Raw genomic sequence first — 14,429 nt, forward strand, 5'->3', positions numbered from 1 at the left:
CGTCCGGGGCGGACTCACGCACGCGTTGTGGCGGCGCTCACAGGCCTAGCAGGGAACACGCTACCGGGCGCGGGGCTGCGTCTCCCAGCCCGGTCGGGTCGGACAGCAAAGCGGCCAGCCCGTTGTGGTGGTGCGCCGACCGGGAGCAGGTCCAGGAGGCGGCGGTGACCATGCCGAGACCGTGGCGCGGGGCCGCCCGCCGGGAGGGTCCGCGGCGATCACGTCACGGGCATCGAGCCGATCTCGGCCACCAGCGCCTCGGCAAGGCGGGCGTAGTCCTCCAGGTCGTTGTAGGGTGCAGCGCTGAGTCGCAGCCATCCCCGGCCGGCGTGCCAGAGCACCTGGGCCTCCACGCTGGCCGCGCTCAACCGCTCGTAGAGCTCATCGGCGGCGTCCCCGGTCGCCGCGACCCCGTCCGGCAGGGCGAGCAGCCGCAGCTGGGGCGCGGGGTGCGATCCGCCGCTCGGGCTCGTGACGGCATACCCCGCCTCCGCGAACGCCTTGGTCACCAGCACGGCAGCGTCGTCGAGCAGGGTGGTGGCGCGCTGCGCGATCACCGGGCCTCCCGCCGACTCCCAGAAGTCGAGGGCGGCCGGCAGGCTGAGCCACGCGCTGTAGTCGTCGGTGCCGCGCATGTCGAACGGCCCGGGGAAGGGTTCGCCGTGCGCCCAGCTCGTCGTGAGCGGCAGGCAGCTCTCGCGGCGGGCCGGCGCCACCCACAGCACCGTCGTGCCGCGCGGTGCGTAGCCCCACTTGTGCCACGTCCCGGTCCAGTAGTCGGCTCCGCTCCCGGCCGGCCGCGCCAGGAGCTGACCGGGCACGTGGGCGGCGTCCACGAAGGAGAGTGCGCCGAACTCGCGCGCGAGCCTGGTCAACTCGGTCACCGGCAGGACCCGCCCGGTCGGCGACGTGACGTGGTCGATGACGACGAGTCGCACCCGGCCTCCACGGCCGATGACTTCCTCGGCGACCCGCCGGTGGGCGGCGACCAGTTCGTCGTCGGTGACGCCGACCGGCACGTCCACCGTGACCATGCCGGCGCCGGTGCGGTCGCACCAACGCTGCGCGGCTCGTTGCACCGCGCCATAGCCCTGGCTGTTCACGAGTATGACGTCACCCCGGCCGAGCTCACCCGTGCCGGCGAGGCTGCACAGCACGGTCGAAACCGCCTCGGTCACGTTGCGCACCAGGGCGATCGCGTCGGGCTCGACGTCGAGGAACGCGGCTCCGACAGCTCGCGCTCGGGCCACCTGCTCCGGCTTCTCGATCCGGTTGAACCGCATCGGGTTGGCTTCGGCCCGGCGCCGCCAACGCTGCTGCTCCTCCTGCACGACGATCGGCACGGCGCCGTAGGAGCCGTGGTTGACGTGGGTGATGGCTGGGTCGAGGGAGAAGGAGTCGCGCACCCGACCGAGTCTGCCAGCCGCTGAGCACCTCGAGCTCGCGGCGGGTCAGCCGGTCGAGCGTCGCCGGGTTGTGCCGGACCGCCCGGCCGGGAAACGGCCGAGGAGCCGGCGGACGAGCGCCGGGGCGAGCACGGCGTCCGAGCCACGCGTGACCCGTCGGATCGCTGGACGATGTCCCTCACCGGTGCCCGTGCGACCATCGCGTCGTGGCGGTAGAGCCGTCGGCGGACATGCTGAGGGTGCTCGCGGGCCGGTTGGCGGACGAGGGGCGGCAGGCCGCAGTCGAGCCGCGGCAGGCCACCTTCGAAGACCTCTCCCCTGGCGCCGGGTCGTTCGGCGCCCGGGCGTGGTGCCCGACATCGACGACGAGCGCAGCCTGACGAGCTGGGCCGAGGACGAGATCGGTGCCGAGCCCCTCCTCGGGGAGACCTCCGCCTCCCACTACTACTGGGACTGGGCTCTCCGGGTGGACGACTATTTCGCGCTGCTGGCCACCACGTCCCAGTATGCCGTGGCCGCACCGGACGTCCGCGCGCGTCTGTTCGAGGGGCTCGGCCGCGTCCTCGGCGCGCAGGTCCGGCTCGAGGGCCGCACACTGTTGCTCACCGTTCGCCCGTCGACGACGAGCACCCGCACCCGGAGGGGGACCACATGGCCAGGCTGATCTACTCCGCGATCACGTCGCTGGACGGCTACGTCGAGGACGAGCAGGGGCAGTTCGACTGGGCCGAGCCGGACGCCGAGGTGATGGCGGCCGTCAACGAGCTCGAGCGGCCGATCGGCACCTACCTGTACGGGCGGCGGATGTACGACACCATGGTCTTCTGGGAGACGGCCGACACCGGCCCGGACCAGCCTCCCGGGGACCGCGACTTCACGCAGCTGTGGCGGGCGGCCGACAAGGTCGTCTACTCCCGGACGCTCCGTTCGGTCGCGAGCGCACGGACGCGCATCGAGCGCCAGTTCGTCCCCGCCGCGGTGCATCGGCTCAAGGAGGCCTCGTCGGCCGATCTCAGCATCGGTGGTGCGGAGCTCGCCGGCCAGGCGATGGCTGCGGGCCTCGTCGACGAATGCCACCTGTTCCTCAACCCCGTCATCGTCGGCGGCGGGAAGGGCGCGTTGCCCCGCGGAGTGCGCGCTCGGCTCCAGCTGGTGCACGAGCGCCGTTTCGCCGGCGGTGTCGTGCACCTCCACTACCGCTGCGTCTGATCGGCCCAGGCCGAGTGGCTCAGCCGCCCGGGTTCTCACCACTGCCGCCCGCGCCCGCGGACCATGCGGGCAGCTCCTGCAGCGCCCAGCGATTGCCGTCCGGGTCCGAGAAATGGACGAACCGGCCCCACGGTTGCTCGTCCACCTCACTGACCTCGATGCCGCGCCCGGCCAGCTCCGCACGGACCGCCTCGGCGTCGCCGATCACCATCTGCAGATTGTCCAGCGACCCGGGGGTCATCGCGGTGAGGCCCTTGCCGATCGCGATCGAGCATGCCGACCCGGGCGGAGTCAGCTGCACGAAGCGGATCTCGTCGCTGACGGTGTGGTCGTGGTCGGCGTTGAAGCCGGCCTTGACGTAGAAGTCCTTGGCCCGGTCGATGTCGCTGACCGGGACGCTCACCAGTTCCAGTTTCATGTCCATGCGGCAACGGTAGGGCGCTTTCCGGTCAGGTTTCGTCCTGATATTCACGGCTTTCGGGTCCTGTCGGTGCCCAGTGCCAAGATCGTCGCTGTGGCCGAGCGTCCCCTGGTTCCCGAAGCGTGGGTGGAGCGCATCGGCGCCGTGCTGGAGTCGTTCCCACGCTGCCACCGCGAGGACGCCTGGGTCGGTGTGCGCTGGCGCGTCGGCCAGGCCACGGTGGCGCACGTGTTCGGCGGCGAGGACCAGGCGTTCCGGATCACCTTCCGCGCCGACGCCGACGAGGTCATGGCGCTGGAACACCTGGGCCCGCCGTACTTCCGCAGCGAGTGGGGCCGCAACGTCGTCGGCGTCTACCTCGACCCGGACACCGACTGGCAGGAGCTCGCGGAGCTGCTCACCGACTCCTACTGCCTCCAGGCCCCTGCCCACCTGGCCCGCCTCGTCGAGCGGCCGGACGCGCCCGAGGGCTGACTCCGCGACGTGCGGATTCGCCCGCGAGATGGTCGGGCACCCGGACGGCATACGCGACGCGCGGCATGCGGAGCCCGTCGTAATCTCGTCACATGCCGGAAGCGGGAGAGTCGAGGGCGTCGGAGGCGGCGCGCCTCGCCCGCGGAGCGGTGGACTGGCTGGTGGACGGGCCGTCGCCGGAGTCGGAGGATCCGTCGCTCTACAGCGGACTGGCCGGAGTGGTCCTGATACTGCACGAGGCGCACCACCATTTCGATGAGGACCGCTATGCGCGCGCCGCCGAGCGGGGAGCCGACCGGCTGACCGGGATGCTCGACAGTCTGGAGGACTGCTCGCTCTATGGCGGGCTCGCCGGCATCGCCGTCGCCCTGCGCGCACTGGGCCGGGACGAGGCCGCCGACCGTGCGCTCCACCGGGTCCGGGATGGATTCGACGGGGAGCGTTGGAACCAGATGTTCGAGCTGCTCCAGGGCAATGCCGGCATCGGGCTCGGCGCCCTGCTCGCGGGTGACGTCGATCTCGCCGTGGCGGCGGTCACGCCCTACCTGACCTCCGCGGATCCCACTGCAGGTGGGGTCAACTGGGCGGTGCGCCCCACGGCACCGCGGTCGCACCACGTTGCGCACGGCACGCTGGGGATCGCTTATGCGCTGGCCGCGATCGGGGACGCAGCCGGCCGCGAGGACCTGGTCGCGATGGCGCTGACCGGAGCCGCCGACGTGGTCAGCCGCAACGAGGCCGGCCCGGAGGGCTTCCTGGTCCCGCACTCCGACCCGCCGCACCGTCCCGAGCTGATCGAGCGCTACAGCTATGGCTGGTGCAACGGACCCGCCGGTGACGCCCAGGTGTTTCGCCTGCTGGCCCGGATCACCGGGGACCACCGGTGGACGGTGCTCGTGGATCGCTGCTGGCACACCATCAGACGGTCCGGGCTGCCCACCCGGATCCGACCGGGCTTCTGGGACAACAGTGGTCGGTGCTGCGGCACGGCCGGGGTGTTGGCCCTGGCCTGCGACCGCCTGGTCGAGCGCGGTGACGACGTCGGCTTCGCCGAGGTACTCGTCGACGACCTCGCCGCTCGAGCGACCGTCGACGAGGCTGGTGCCAGATGGTCCAACTTCGAGCACCGGGTCACGCCGAGCGACTTGGAACCCGAGCCTGGTTGGGCGATGGGCAACGCCGGGATCGCCCGGGAGCTGATGCGGTACGCGCGGCTCCGGGGCGGTGGCGCCCCCGGCTACGCCGTCACCTGGCCGGACCACCCACCGACCGAGCCAGCCGGCCGCGATTGACTGGTCCCATGTCATCCGACCCCTGGCAGATCGACCGGCTCGACCTGGACGGCTACCTGCGCCGGCTCGGCATCGCCGCGCGGCAGCCGAGCAGGGCGGCACTCGACGAACTGCACGAGGCGCACGTGCACACGTTCACCTTCGACAACATCGACGTGCTCCTCGGTGACCACCCCGGTGTCGGGCTGGACGCCATACAGGACAAGTTCATCGGCCGCGGACGAGGCGGCTACTGCTTCGAGCACTCCACGCTCGTCGCGGCCGCCCTGGAGCGGCTCGGCTACCGGGTCCGGCGCCATCTGGGGCGAGTCGGCGACCCCGAGGCCGGCGCCCAGCAAGGACGCACGCACATGGTCGTCGAGGTGGTCCTCGACGGCGAGCGGCTGCTGTGCGACCCCGGCTTCGGGATGAGCCTGCTGCGACCGATCTCGATGATCGACGGAGCCGAGGACGACTACCCGCCGGGCTGGCGCCACCGACTGCGTCGCACCGATGACGGCGCCTGGGCGCTCGACCGGGCGCGGGAAGACGGCTGGCAGGTCACTCACACCACCGACGAGCTGGAGGTGAAGCCGGTCGACGTCCGCATGGGACACCACTACACCAGCACCTACCCGGGCTCGCACTTCACCACTGGCTTGATGGTCGCCAAGCACCTTCCCGGCCGGCACGTCACCGTGACCGGCGACTCACTCACCGTGCGCAGACCCGGCGCGCCGACCGAGCACCGGCCGTTGGGCGACGGCGAGGTCGAGGAGTGGCTCGAGACGCTTGCGACAGGCCTGACGCCCGACGAGCGGGTGCGCCTGCTCGCCACGCTGGGGGCACCGGGCTCGTAGCCACCAGACCCGGACCCGCGCCCGGTAGCTACTGCAGCGAAACCCCAGGGCCGTCCCCCGACAGCGACAACAGACCGTCGGGGGACGCGGCGACCGCTGGAGCGGAGGTCGTGCGGAGAGCTCAGGCGTCCTGCGTCGCGACGGCGATCGCCGAAACCTCGAACTCGAGCTTGACCTTCTCGCTCACCAGCACGCCGCCCGTCTCGAGGGCCGCGTTCCAGCTGAGGTTCCAGTCCTTGCGGTTGATCGTGGCGCTGCCCTCGAAACCGGCGCGCAGGTTGCCGAACGGGTCACGCGCGGTGCCGCTCGCCTCGAAGTCGATGGTCACCGGCTTGGTGACGTCCTTGATCGTCAGGTCCCCGGTGACCCGCCAGGTCGAGGCGTCCACGCGGGAGACGTCGGTCGAGATGAAGGTGATCTCGGGGTAGGTCTCGACCTCGAAGAAGTCGGCCGACCGCAGGTGGCCGTCACGGTCCGCCGAGTGCGTGTCGATGCTGGCGGTCTTGATGGTGACCGAAGCCGACGACGCGGCCGGGTTCGACGCGTCGATCTGGGCGGTGCCGTCGAAGTCGTTGAACTGGCCGCGCACGGTGGTGACCATCGCGTGCTTGGTCGAGAAGCCGATGCGGGTGTGCGCCGGGTCGAGGGTCCAGCGCCCGGCGAGCTCGTCGGCCGAGGGCAACTCGGCACGCTTGGGGGCCACCGTCGTGGTGGCGTCGGGACGGGCGGTGCGGTTGCGACGGAACAGTGCCATGTGAAGACTCCTTGTTTGGTGTGACCCGGGTGCGGGTCTGCGTGCTGACACTCCCTCAACTTAGTTGATTGTTCAACTATTCCCTCGATGATCACTTTCTTTGTGCACGCCGGTGTCGATCGGCGGCGGCCTGAATCGTCATCTCCACGAACCGCCCGCGACGAGGAAGGATGAGCCCATGCGTTACACGCTGCTGTTGCACTACCCGGAGATGACTGCCGAAGAGCTCGGTGAGGACGCCCTGACCGAGGGGATGGCCGCCTTCGACGCCTACGCGAAGGCCCTCGACGACGCCGGCGCGTTGCTGTCTGCGGAGGTCCTTGCCCCGAGCTCGGCGACGACGACCATCAGCCGCAAGACGGGCGAGCTGCTCGTCCAGGACGGCCCGTTCGCCGACACGAAGGAGCAGCTCGGAGGCACCTTCGTGATCGAGGTGCCGGACCTGGATGCCGCGCTCGCCTGGGCGGAGCAGGCTCCGTCTGCCGTTTACGGCGATGTCGAGATCCGTCCGACTGCGACCCGATTCGTCGACGGCGCCTGGACGCAGTGGACCTTCCCCGGCGAATGACGGGGGACCTGAGCGACGTGCAGGTGCGGGCGGCGGAGCTCGCCCGCACCTCCTACGGGCGCTTGCTTGCCCTCCTCGCGGCATCCACACGTGATCTCGCCCTCGCCGAGGACGTGCTCGCCGACGCGTTCGAACGCGCGCTGCGGACCTGGCCCACCGGAGGCGTGCCAGATCGCCCGGAGGCTTGGTTGCTCACCGTGGCGCGGAATCGCGCCCGCGACGCACAGGGCTCGGCGGCCGCGCGCACCTCGGTGCCGATCGATGCAGTGGACCGCCGCATCGCCGTGATCATGTCGGTCGACCCCGAAGCCATTCCCGACAAGCGGCTGGAACTGCTCTTCGTGTGCGCCCACCCGGCCATCGACCCCGGCATTCGCACGCCCCTCATGCTCAACACGGTGCTCGGGCTCGATGCCGCTGCCGTCGCCGCGGCGTTCGCCCTGCCCCGCGCGACCATGGCGCAACGCCTCGTGCGGGCCAAGCGGAGGGTCCGTGAGGCGGGAATCCCGTTCGCGGTGCCGTCACGCGCCGAGCTCCCTGCCCGCCGCGCCGCGGTCCTGGAGGCCATCTACGGCGCCTACGCGATCCAGTGGCAGGTCGCGGGCGCTCAGGAGCGCACCTCGCTGGCGGACGAAGCCCGCTACCTGGCGGTCCTGCTCGCCTCGCTGCTCGACGATGCGGAGGCCTGCGGTCTCGCATCGCTGATCTCGTTCGCCGCGGCGCGGGCGGACGCGCGTGAGGTCGACGGCGTCTTCGTGCCCCTGGACGACCAGGACATGACCCAATGGGATCCCGCACTGATCACCGACGGCGAACGACTACTGCGCGGGGCAACGCAGATCCGCGCGCGAACGAAGGAACCCATCGGCCGCTTCCAGCTCGAGGCTGCCCTCCAGGAGGCTCACGCCGCACGCCGGTATGACGACCGGATCGACTGGCAGGGGGTCCTGCAGCTCACCGAGGCGCTCACCAGGGTCGCGCCGACGCTCGGAGCCCGGGTCGCCCTGGCGGCCGCCCGCGCACGGGTCGACGGGCCGGACGCCGGGCTGGGCGAGCTCGAAGGCATCGACGATCCACTGGTCGAACGATTCCAGCCTGCCTGGGCCACCCGTGCCCAACTCCTCCTCCAGAGCGGACGCCGCCAGGAGGCCGCCCTCGCCTACGAGCGGGCGATCTCGCTGACGACCGAACCCGCACTCCGCAGGTTCCTCCAACACCGGCGCCACACCCTGGGGTGACGAGCACCCGGATGTCACAGGCTGCCGCGCTGCCTCGTCTTCGATGGTGACAGGCAAGCAGCGAAACGGGAGCGTGACGAGATGCGAGTGTTCGTGGCAGGTGGGACCGGGGTCGTCGGGCGTCGTCTGGTGGAGCAGCTGGTGGGCCGTGGCCATCAGGTGGTCGCCACCACGACGAGCACCGGCAAGCTGGCGCAGCTGGAGGGGTTGGGTGCCGAGGGCATCGTGATGGACGGCTTGGATGCGGCCTCGGTGGGCGAGGCGGTGGCCCGCGCGCAGCCGGACACGATCGTGAACGAGATGACGGCCCTGTCCGTGGCACACGCCGGCAAGCCCAACCCCAGGAGGCCCGCTCACTTCTTCGCCACCACCAATCGGCTGCGCAGCGAGGGGACCGACCATCTCCTGGCCGCGGCCGAGGCGGCCGGCGTTCCCCACGTCGTCGCCCAGGGGCACGCCAGCATGAACGGCGTCCGCCAGGGCGGGTGGGTGAAGAGCGAGGAGGACGGTCTGGAAGTCGTGGAGGGCACGAGGGCGATCCGCCATCTCGAGGAGGTGGTCGTCAGAGCCGGCGGCGCGGTCCTGCGCTACGGCGGTTTCTACGGGCCGGGCGCCAACGAGGACCAGGTCCGGCTCGTGCGGAAGCGCCTGGTCCCTCTCGTCGGGGCCGGCAGCGGGTACTTCTCCTGGGTGCACGTTGACGACGCGGCGAGCGCTACGGTCCTTGCGGTGGAGCAGAAGGCGAGGGGCGTGTTCAACATCGTCGATGACGAACCGGCACCGGTCAGCGAGTGGCTGCCCTATCTCGCCGAGTGCGCGGGGGCCAAGCCTCCGCGTCGGGTCCCTTACTGGCTGGCCAGGCTGCTGGCCGGCGAGATGATGGCGGGCGTGATGGTCGAAGGGCGTGCCTTCTCCAACGCCAAGGCAAAGCGGGAGCTCGGCTGGGAGCCGCAATACCCCTCGTGGCGACAGGGCTTCAAGGAAACCCTCCGATGACGCAGGCAGAGGAGTTCGAGGAGCTGCGACCCCTGCTGTTCGCGATCGCCTACCGCATCCTCGGCAGCGTGGCTGAGGCCGAGGACGCGGTCCAGGAGACGTGGATGCGCTATGCGACCTCCTCGACCCGGCCCACGTCGACCAGGGCCTTCTTGTCGGCGGTGGTCACGAGGGTTTCCATCGACGTGCTGCGTTCGGCGCGCGTCCGACGGGAGACGTACGTCGGGCCGTGGTTTCCCGAGCCGTTGGTCAACGATCCGTATGACGACCCGGAGCGCTCGGCGGAGCTGGCCGACTCCGTGTCGACGGCGGCCCTGTTGCTGCTCGAGCGGCTCACCCCGCTCGAGCGGGCCGTCTTCGTGCTGCGGGAGGTGTTCGGGTTCGGCTTTCCCGAGGTCGCAGTGGCCGTCGAGCGCTCCGAGGCAGCGTGCCGCCAGCTCGCGACCAGGGCACGGCGTCACATGGACCTCGGGCGCCCTCGGTTCGAGGCGGACCGCCGCGAACGTGAGGAGCTTGCGGCACGCTTCTTCGAGGCGCTCCGAAATGGCGATGTCGACGGATTGAGGCGGTTGTTGGCCGCCGACGTGCAGATGGTGGGCGACGGCGGGGGGAAGGCGCCGGCATTTGCTCGAGGTGTGATCGGTGCCGACAACGTCGCGCGAGTCCTTGCCTCGACCTTCCCATGGCTGACCCGGATCGACGCGAGGGTGGAGGCGCACACGTTGAACGGGCACCCGGGTGCGATCCTGCGCGATCGGGACGCCAAGGTCATCGGCACGTTGACGCTGGACGTGCTCGACGGGCAGATCCAGATGATCCGCTCGGTGATCAACCCCGACAAGCTCGGGCACCTGGGTCCCGTGGCGGACGCCTGGGCGCTCGACAGCGAGGTGAAGCGGGCCCGCCGGTCGTCCAAGGACTGAGCCCGAACGGCCGTCACTCGTCGATGCGGAACCCGACCTTCATCCCGACCTGGTAGTGCTCGACCTGCCCGTCCTCGAGGTGCCCACGGATCTGGGTCACCTCGAACCAGTCCAGGTTGCGGACCGTCGCCGACGCCCGCTGCAGCCCGCTGCGGATGGCGTCGTCGACGCCGTCCTGGGACGTGCCGACGATCTCGGTGACGCGGTAGGTGTGCGTGGACATGGGCTCTCCCGGATGCTCGACGTGGTTGCTCGACGTGGTTGCTCGACCTGCTCATCGATGCTGACCCGGCCATTTCACCGTGCCCCCGCGATCTTGTCCACGGCCAGGGAAGGGCTGCCAGGTTGCCCACCCGCTAGATGCCCAGCGCTGCCACAGCAGTCCGGGTCCGGGTGACGAAGTCGAGCGCGGTGGGCGGCGGGCCCTGCGCGAGGTGCGCGAGCAGGATGCTGCGGAAGGGCAGAGCCGGTTCGATCTGCAGCACCCGCACCCCCGGGTCGGCCATGTTCACCGACAGCGCGGGCATCACCGCCGTCCCGATCCCGGCGCGCACCATCGCCTGCACCGCCGCGTTGTCGTTGCTGCGGAAGGCGTAGGACGGTCGGATGCCCGCGGCGGCGAAGCCCTGTTCGGCCAGGTCATGGCACACGCAGTGGTCGTGCCCGATGACGGGACGTCGCGCGACCTCGCTGATCGGCAGCACGTCGCGCGCCGGGTCGTCGACCGGCACCATCGCGACGAACGGGTCGCGCACGATCTCGTGGACGACCAGCTCGTCGGACTCGACGGGGCCGACCAGGAAGCTCACGTCGAGCCGGGAGCTGCGCAGCGCCCTGGTCAGGACCTCGTTGTCGTCGCTCTCGAGGACACTGACCTCGACCTCTGGACGCTCCCGCCGGACCTCGCTGAGGATGCCCGGGAGCAGTCTCGCCGACACCGACTGGAAGGTGCCGATCGCCAGACGTCCCCAGGCGCCCTCCCGCACCGAGGCGACTCGCACGTCGAGCAGGTCGGCAGCGGCCAACATCTCCCGTGCGGTCGCGAGCACCTCCCTGCCGGCCGCGGTCAACACAGCTGCTCGTGGACCGCCGCGGCGGTCGAACACCCGCGCGCCCAAAGCCTTTTCGAGTGTCGCGACCTGGCTGGTGATCGCAGCAGCAGAGTAGCCGAGGCGCTCCGCGGCACGCCGGTAGGAACCCTCCTCCTCGATCGCGACGACCGCCGCGAGGTGGCGCAGACTGAGCTCGGAGGCGGACACGCTCCCAGCATAGTGAGTGTTCGCTTTTATCGAACGCTACGGATGTAAATGGCCACTTTTCCTGCCCGCTCGCTTCTGTCACGCTGAGGTCGTCCGCCCCGAGAGCACGAAGGATGACCATAGTGACCATGACCGCTCCCCACCCCGCATCCGTCATCGACGACGCCTCCGTGACCGAATTCGCCGAGACGGGGTCGGTCCTCGTGCGAGGTCTGTTCAGCCCTGACGAGGTCGCCACCATCGAGCAGGGCATCGAGAAGGTCCTCGCCGACCCCAGCCCCCGCTTCAAGGTGGCCAGCAGCGACACCGACCCGGGCAGCTTCGTCGAGGACTTCTGCAACTGGCAGCGGATCGAGGAATTGCGGCAGATCGCCTTCAGCTCACGTGCGGCCGACGTCGCTGCGGCACTCACCGCCAGCCGTCAGGTGCGCCTCTACCACGACCACGTGCTGGTGAAGGAGCCACGCACCCGGCAGGAGACGCCGTGGCACCAGGACCAGCCCTATTACAACGTCGACGGTTTCGCCAACTGCTCGATGTGGGCGCCGGTCGACTCCGTGCCCGCCGAGTCGACGCTGGAGTTCCTGTCCGGGTCACACCGTCAGGGCTGGCTGATGCCGCGCTCCTTCATGACCAACGAGGCCAAGTGGTTCCCCGAGGGCTCGCTGAACGACCTGCCCGACGTCGAGGCCGATCGCGGCGCCCACGACATCCGCGGCTGGGCCATGGAGCCGGGGGACGCCGTGTTCTTCCACATGCTCACCCTGCACCACTCGTATGGCGTACCCGGCACCTCGCGACGCCGCGCGTTCTCGTTGCGGTTCCTCGGCGACGACATGGTGCATGCCCCACGCCGCTGGGTCACCTCCCCGCAGTTCGACGGCCTCGAGGACGAGCTGCCCGGCGGATCGCCCATGGACCACCCGCTCTTCCCCGTCCTGCGCGAGACCGCCTGAGGTCCCCGCCGCCGGGAGACCAAGGGTGGCTGCCAATCCCCGGGACCGTATGGACGAAATGGGCCGTTCGGCCGATGTGGCGGTGCGAGCAGGAGATCTAGCCTCGGTCCGGGGCAAGTCGACCGACCGCCCTAGAACTCACCGCACCGCACGCACGCCGGAAGAAGAGACGCCACTGATGAGTACCACCAAGTCCAAGGTCATCAACGGCGTCGCCGGAGCTGCGCTGCTGTTCGTCGGCGTCGGTATCGGGGCGGCGGGCAACTCCCCGGCCGCACCGGCTGCCGCTGAACCGGCCCCGACCGTCACCAAGACGATTTCGGTCCCCGGGCCAACCGTGACCGAACCCGCCGAGGCCGCCGGTCCGGTCACCACCAAGACGGTCAAGGTCCCCGGTCCGGTCACCACCAAGACGATCAAGGTCCCCGGTCCGGTCACCACCAAGACGGTCACCGTCAAGGTCAAGGCCGCCGCGCCCCAGGCGCCCGCGGTCGAGGACAAGCCCGCTGCGGTCGACACCTCCGGGGAGACGGCTTCCCAGAGAAATGCTCGCGACAAGGCCGGTGAGTACCTGGAGTACACGTCGTTCTCTCGCAGCGGTCTGATCGACCAGCTGAAGTTCGAGGGGTTCAACACCAGCGATGCCACGTATGGGGTCGACGCCGCACACGTCGACTGGAACAAGCAGGCGGCGCTCAAGGCCAAGGAGTACCTGGAGTACACGTCGTTCTCTCGCAGCGGTCTGGTCGACCAGCTCGAGTTCGATGGCTTCACCACCGCACAGGCCACCTACGGGGTGGCCCAGACCGGTCTCTGACTCCGACTCGGACCTGATGCCTTGGCGAGGCGCTGAGCCAGTCCTCGGCTCGAACCGAGGCGATCCATCAGCAAGCCCATCGCAGTGTGCAGTGACGGCCTGCGCACGGCCAACGCCGCTGTGGCCGGCCCGTTGCAGGATCAGCCGCGGCGGTCGCGGAAGGCTGCCGCCACCTCGATCAGCCGGTCGTTGGCCTCGGTCTCGGCCACCGAGCAGCGGCACCCCTCGCCGGCGAAGGGCCGCACGGTCAAACCGGCCTCGTCCGCTGCGGCGGCGAAGTCCATGGTGTCCTCACCGAGTGGCAGCCAGACGAAGTTGGCCTGCGTCTCGGGCAACTCCCAGCCCTGGTCGCGCAGCGCCTTCCACATCCGGTCGCGTTCGAGGACCAGCGCATCCACGCGTTCGGCCAGCTCGTCGTAGGCCCGCAAGCTCGCGATGGCGGCGCGCTGGCCCAGGTCGGTCACGCCAAACGGCACGGCCGCCTTGCGGAGTGCTGTCGCGACCGGCTCCTGCGCCACGGCATACCCCACCCTCAGCCCGGCGAGCCCGTAGGCCTTGCTGAAGGTGCGCAGCACCGCCACGTTGGGATGCGCGCGGTAGAGGGCCAGCGCGTCGGGCACCCGCTCGTCGCGCCCGAACTCGAGGTAGGCCTCGTCGATGACCACCAGCACATCGGACGGCACCTTCCCGAGGAAGGTGTCGAGCTCGTCGGCGTGCACGGCCGGCCCGGTGGGGTTGTTGGGGGTGCACACGAGGATCAGCCGCGTCTTGTCGGTGATCGCGGCAGCCATGGCGGGCAGGTCGTGACGCGCGTCGGCGTCGAGTGGCACCTGCACCGAGGTCGCGCCCGACAGTGCGACCACGATCGGGTAGGCCTCGAACGACCGCCAGGCGTAGACCACCTCGTCGCCCGGCTCGCAGGTGATCTGGATGAGTTGCTGCAGCACTCCCACGCTGCCGGTGCCCGTGGCGAGGTGTTCGACGGGAACGCCGAGGTGCTGGGCGAGCGAACCGGTCAGCGCACTCACCGACATGTCGGGATAGCGGTTCACCAGGCCGGCAGCGTCACGCAGGACCTCCACGACGCTGGGCAACGGCGGGTAGGGGTTCTCGTTGCTGCTCATCTTGTAGGCCGTGATGCCTTCGCGCTCAGCGGCGGGCTTGCCCGGCTTGTAGGCGGGCACCGCGTCCAAGGTGCTGCGCAGACGGACCTTGCCATCGGGAGTGCTCATACCTGCACTGTATTGCGACCGCCCACCCGGCGAGCCAAGGCCCAC

17 protein-coding genes are annotated in these 14,429 nt (G+C 70.3%); 11 read left to right on the plus strand and 6 right to left on the minus strand.

All coding sequences use genetic code 11. The features are described from left to right. Window positions 1-218: 218 nt before the first annotated feature. Window positions 219-1,406: an aminotransferase class V-fold PLP-dependent enzyme gene (locus FCN22_RS12620; protein ID WP_137121910.1), complete on the minus strand. Its 1,188-nt coding sequence runs from the start codon at window positions 1,404-1,406 to the stop codon at window positions 219-221. A 346-nt stretch (window positions 1,407-1,752) separates the two neighbouring features. On the opposite strand from FCN22_RS12620, the gene FCN22_RS12625 reads away from it, so the two are divergent. Then, entirely contained in the window at window positions 1,753-2,070 is a 318-nt protein-coding gene (locus FCN22_RS12625) for a hypothetical protein (protein WP_137121911.1), read from the plus strand. Continuing rightward, window positions 2,058-2,615: a dihydrofolate reductase family protein gene (locus FCN22_RS12630; protein ID WP_137121912.1), complete on the plus strand. Its 558-nt coding sequence runs from the start codon at window positions 2,058-2,060 to the stop codon at window positions 2,613-2,615. Before FCN22_RS12625 ends, FCN22_RS12630 begins: the two co-directional genes overlap by 13 nt. Window positions 2,616-2,634: 19 nt before the next feature. Here the strand turns inward: FCN22_RS12630 and FCN22_RS12635 are convergent, their stop codons facing one another. Next, window positions 2,635-3,039, minus strand: a complete 405-nt coding sequence (locus FCN22_RS12635; protein WP_137121913.1) for a VOC family protein — start codon at window positions 3,037-3,039, stop codon at window positions 2,635-2,637. Window positions 3,040-3,105: 66 nt separating this feature from the next. On the opposite strand from FCN22_RS12635, the gene FCN22_RS12640 reads away from it, so the two are divergent. The 3 genes from FCN22_RS12640 to FCN22_RS12650 all read left to right on the plus strand — a co-directional run bounded on the left by FCN22_RS12640 (window position 3,106) and on the right by FCN22_RS12650 (window position 5,641). Further along, the gene (locus FCN22_RS12640; protein ID WP_238384709.1) at window positions 3,106-3,510 is read left to right on the plus strand and encodes an MmcQ/YjbR family DNA-binding protein; all 405 of its coding nucleotides are present in this window, start codon (window positions 3,106-3,108) and stop codon (window positions 3,508-3,510) included. A gap of 92 nt (window positions 3,511-3,602) precedes the next feature. Further along, complete coding sequence (locus tag FCN22_RS12645; RefSeq protein ID WP_137121914.1) at window positions 3,603-4,802, plus strand: lanthionine synthetase LanC family protein; 1,200 nt, start codon at window positions 3,603-3,605, stop codon at window positions 4,800-4,802. Between the two features lie 8 nt (window positions 4,803-4,810). After that, window positions 4,811-5,641, plus strand: coding sequence for an arylamine N-acetyltransferase family protein (locus FCN22_RS12650; protein WP_137121915.1), 831 nt, complete (start codon window positions 4,811-4,813; stop codon window positions 5,639-5,641). A gap of 121 nt (window positions 5,642-5,762) precedes the next feature. On the opposite strand, the gene FCN22_RS12655 is transcribed toward FCN22_RS12650, so the two are convergent. Then, on the minus strand, window positions 5,763-6,395 hold the full coding sequence (locus FCN22_RS12655; RefSeq protein ID WP_137121916.1) for a YceI family protein: 633 nt from the start codon (window positions 6,393-6,395) through the stop codon (window positions 5,763-5,765). A 178-nt stretch (window positions 6,396-6,573) separates the two neighbouring features. Between FCN22_RS12655 and FCN22_RS12660 the strand changes: the two genes are divergently transcribed. The 4 genes from FCN22_RS12660 to FCN22_RS12675 all read left to right on the plus strand — a co-directional run bounded on the left by FCN22_RS12660 (window position 6,574) and on the right by FCN22_RS12675 (window position 10,120). Next, window positions 6,574-6,963 (plus strand): YciI family protein, encoded by a 390-nt coding sequence (locus FCN22_RS12660; protein ID WP_137121917.1) that lies wholly within the window; start codon window positions 6,574-6,576, stop codon window positions 6,961-6,963. Further along, window positions 6,960-8,201 (plus strand): RNA polymerase sigma factor, encoded by a 1,242-nt coding sequence (locus FCN22_RS12665; protein WP_202911557.1) that lies wholly within the window; start codon window positions 6,960-6,962, stop codon window positions 8,199-8,201. Before FCN22_RS12660 ends, FCN22_RS12665 begins: the two co-directional genes overlap by 4 nt. 81 nt (window positions 8,202-8,282) lie before the next feature. Continuing rightward, entirely contained in the window at window positions 8,283-9,197 is a 915-nt protein-coding gene (locus tag FCN22_RS12670; RefSeq protein WP_137121918.1) for an NAD-dependent epimerase/dehydratase family protein, read from the plus strand. Next, on the plus strand, window positions 9,194-10,120 hold the full coding sequence (locus tag FCN22_RS12675) for an RNA polymerase sigma-70 factor (RefSeq protein WP_137121919.1): 927 nt from the start codon (window positions 9,194-9,196) through the stop codon (window positions 10,118-10,120). The genes FCN22_RS12670 and FCN22_RS12675 overlap by 4 nt, the downstream gene beginning before the upstream one ends. Window positions 10,121-10,133: 13 nt before the next feature. Here the strand turns inward: FCN22_RS12675 and FCN22_RS12680 are convergent, their stop codons facing one another. Next, a complete protein-coding gene (locus FCN22_RS12680) occupies window positions 10,134-10,343 on the minus strand; it encodes a dodecin (protein ID WP_137121920.1) in 210 nt (69 codons plus the stop codon). A gap of 133 nt (window positions 10,344-10,476) precedes the next feature. After that, complete coding sequence (locus tag FCN22_RS12685; RefSeq protein ID WP_137121921.1) at window positions 10,477-11,379, minus strand: LysR family transcriptional regulator; 903 nt, start codon at window positions 11,377-11,379, stop codon at window positions 10,477-10,479. A gap of 128 nt (window positions 11,380-11,507) precedes the next feature. On the opposite strand from FCN22_RS12685, the gene FCN22_RS12690 reads away from it, so the two are divergent. Continuing rightward, a complete protein-coding gene (locus FCN22_RS12690) occupies window positions 11,508-12,335 on the plus strand; it encodes a phytanoyl-CoA dioxygenase family protein (protein ID WP_137121922.1) in 828 nt (275 codons plus the stop codon). A gap of 178 nt (window positions 12,336-12,513) precedes the next feature. After that, window positions 12,514-13,152 carry an Ltp family lipoprotein gene (locus tag FCN22_RS12695; protein ID WP_137121923.1) on the plus strand — a complete coding sequence of 213 codons (639 nt, stop codon included), beginning with the start codon at window positions 12,514-12,516 and terminating at the stop codon, window positions 13,150-13,152. 140 nt (window positions 13,153-13,292) lie between these two features. Here FCN22_RS12695 and hisC read toward each other — a convergent pair whose 3' ends face one another. Then, window positions 13,293-14,384, minus strand: a complete 1,092-nt coding sequence (gene hisC / locus FCN22_RS12700) for a histidinol-phosphate transaminase (protein ID WP_137121924.1) — start codon at window positions 14,382-14,384, stop codon at window positions 13,293-13,295. Window positions 14,385-14,429 lie beyond the last annotated feature (45 nt).

It is taken from the genome of Segeticoccus rhizosphaerae (assembly GCF_005222685.1).
GTDB lineage: Bacteria > Actinomycetota > Actinomycetes > Actinomycetales > Dermatophilaceae > Segeticoccus > Segeticoccus rhizosphaerae.

Excerpts from the sequence above, each read along its gene's own strand:
- FCN22_RS12695 (WP_137121923.1), top strand. The coding sequence starts at position 12,514 with ATGAGTACCACCAAGTCCAAGGTCATCAACGGCGTCGCCGGAGCTGCG.
- FCN22_RS12655 (WP_137121916.1), bottom strand. The coding sequence starts at position 6,395 with ATGGCACTGTTCCGTCGCAACCGCACCGCCCGTCCCGACGCCACCACG.
- hisC (WP_137121924.1), bottom strand. The coding sequence starts at position 14,384 with ATGAGCACTCCCGATGGCAAGGTCCGTCTGCGCAGCACCTTGGACGCG.
- FCN22_RS12635 (WP_137121913.1), bottom strand. The coding sequence starts at position 3,039 with ATGGACATGAAACTGGAACTGGTGAGCGTCCCGGTCAGCGACATCGAC.
- FCN22_RS12660 (WP_137121917.1), top strand. The coding sequence starts at position 6,574 with ATGCGTTACACGCTGCTGTTGCACTACCCGGAGATGACTGCCGAAGAG.
- FCN22_RS12680 (WP_137121920.1), bottom strand. The coding sequence starts at position 10,343 with ATGTCCACGCACACCTACCGCGTCACCGAGATCGTCGGCACGTCCCAG.
- FCN22_RS12665 (WP_202911557.1), top strand. The coding sequence starts at position 6,960 with ATGACGGGGGACCTGAGCGACGTGCAGGTGCGGGCGGCGGAGCTCGCC.
- FCN22_RS12630 (WP_137121912.1), top strand. The coding sequence starts at position 2,058 with ATGGCCAGGCTGATCTACTCCGCGATCACGTCGCTGGACGGCTACGTC.
- FCN22_RS12690 (WP_137121922.1), top strand. The coding sequence starts at position 11,508 with ATGACCGCTCCCCACCCCGCATCCGTCATCGACGACGCCTCCGTGACC.
- FCN22_RS12670 (WP_137121918.1), top strand. The coding sequence starts at position 8,283 with ATGCGAGTGTTCGTGGCAGGTGGGACCGGGGTCGTCGGGCGTCGTCTG.
- FCN22_RS12675 (WP_137121919.1), top strand. The coding sequence starts at position 9,194 with ATGACGCAGGCAGAGGAGTTCGAGGAGCTGCGACCCCTGCTGTTCGCG.
- FCN22_RS12650 (WP_137121915.1), top strand. The coding sequence starts at position 4,811 with ATGTCATCCGACCCCTGGCAGATCGACCGGCTCGACCTGGACGGCTAC.
- FCN22_RS12645 (WP_137121914.1), top strand. The coding sequence starts at position 3,603 with ATGCCGGAAGCGGGAGAGTCGAGGGCGTCGGAGGCGGCGCGCCTCGCC.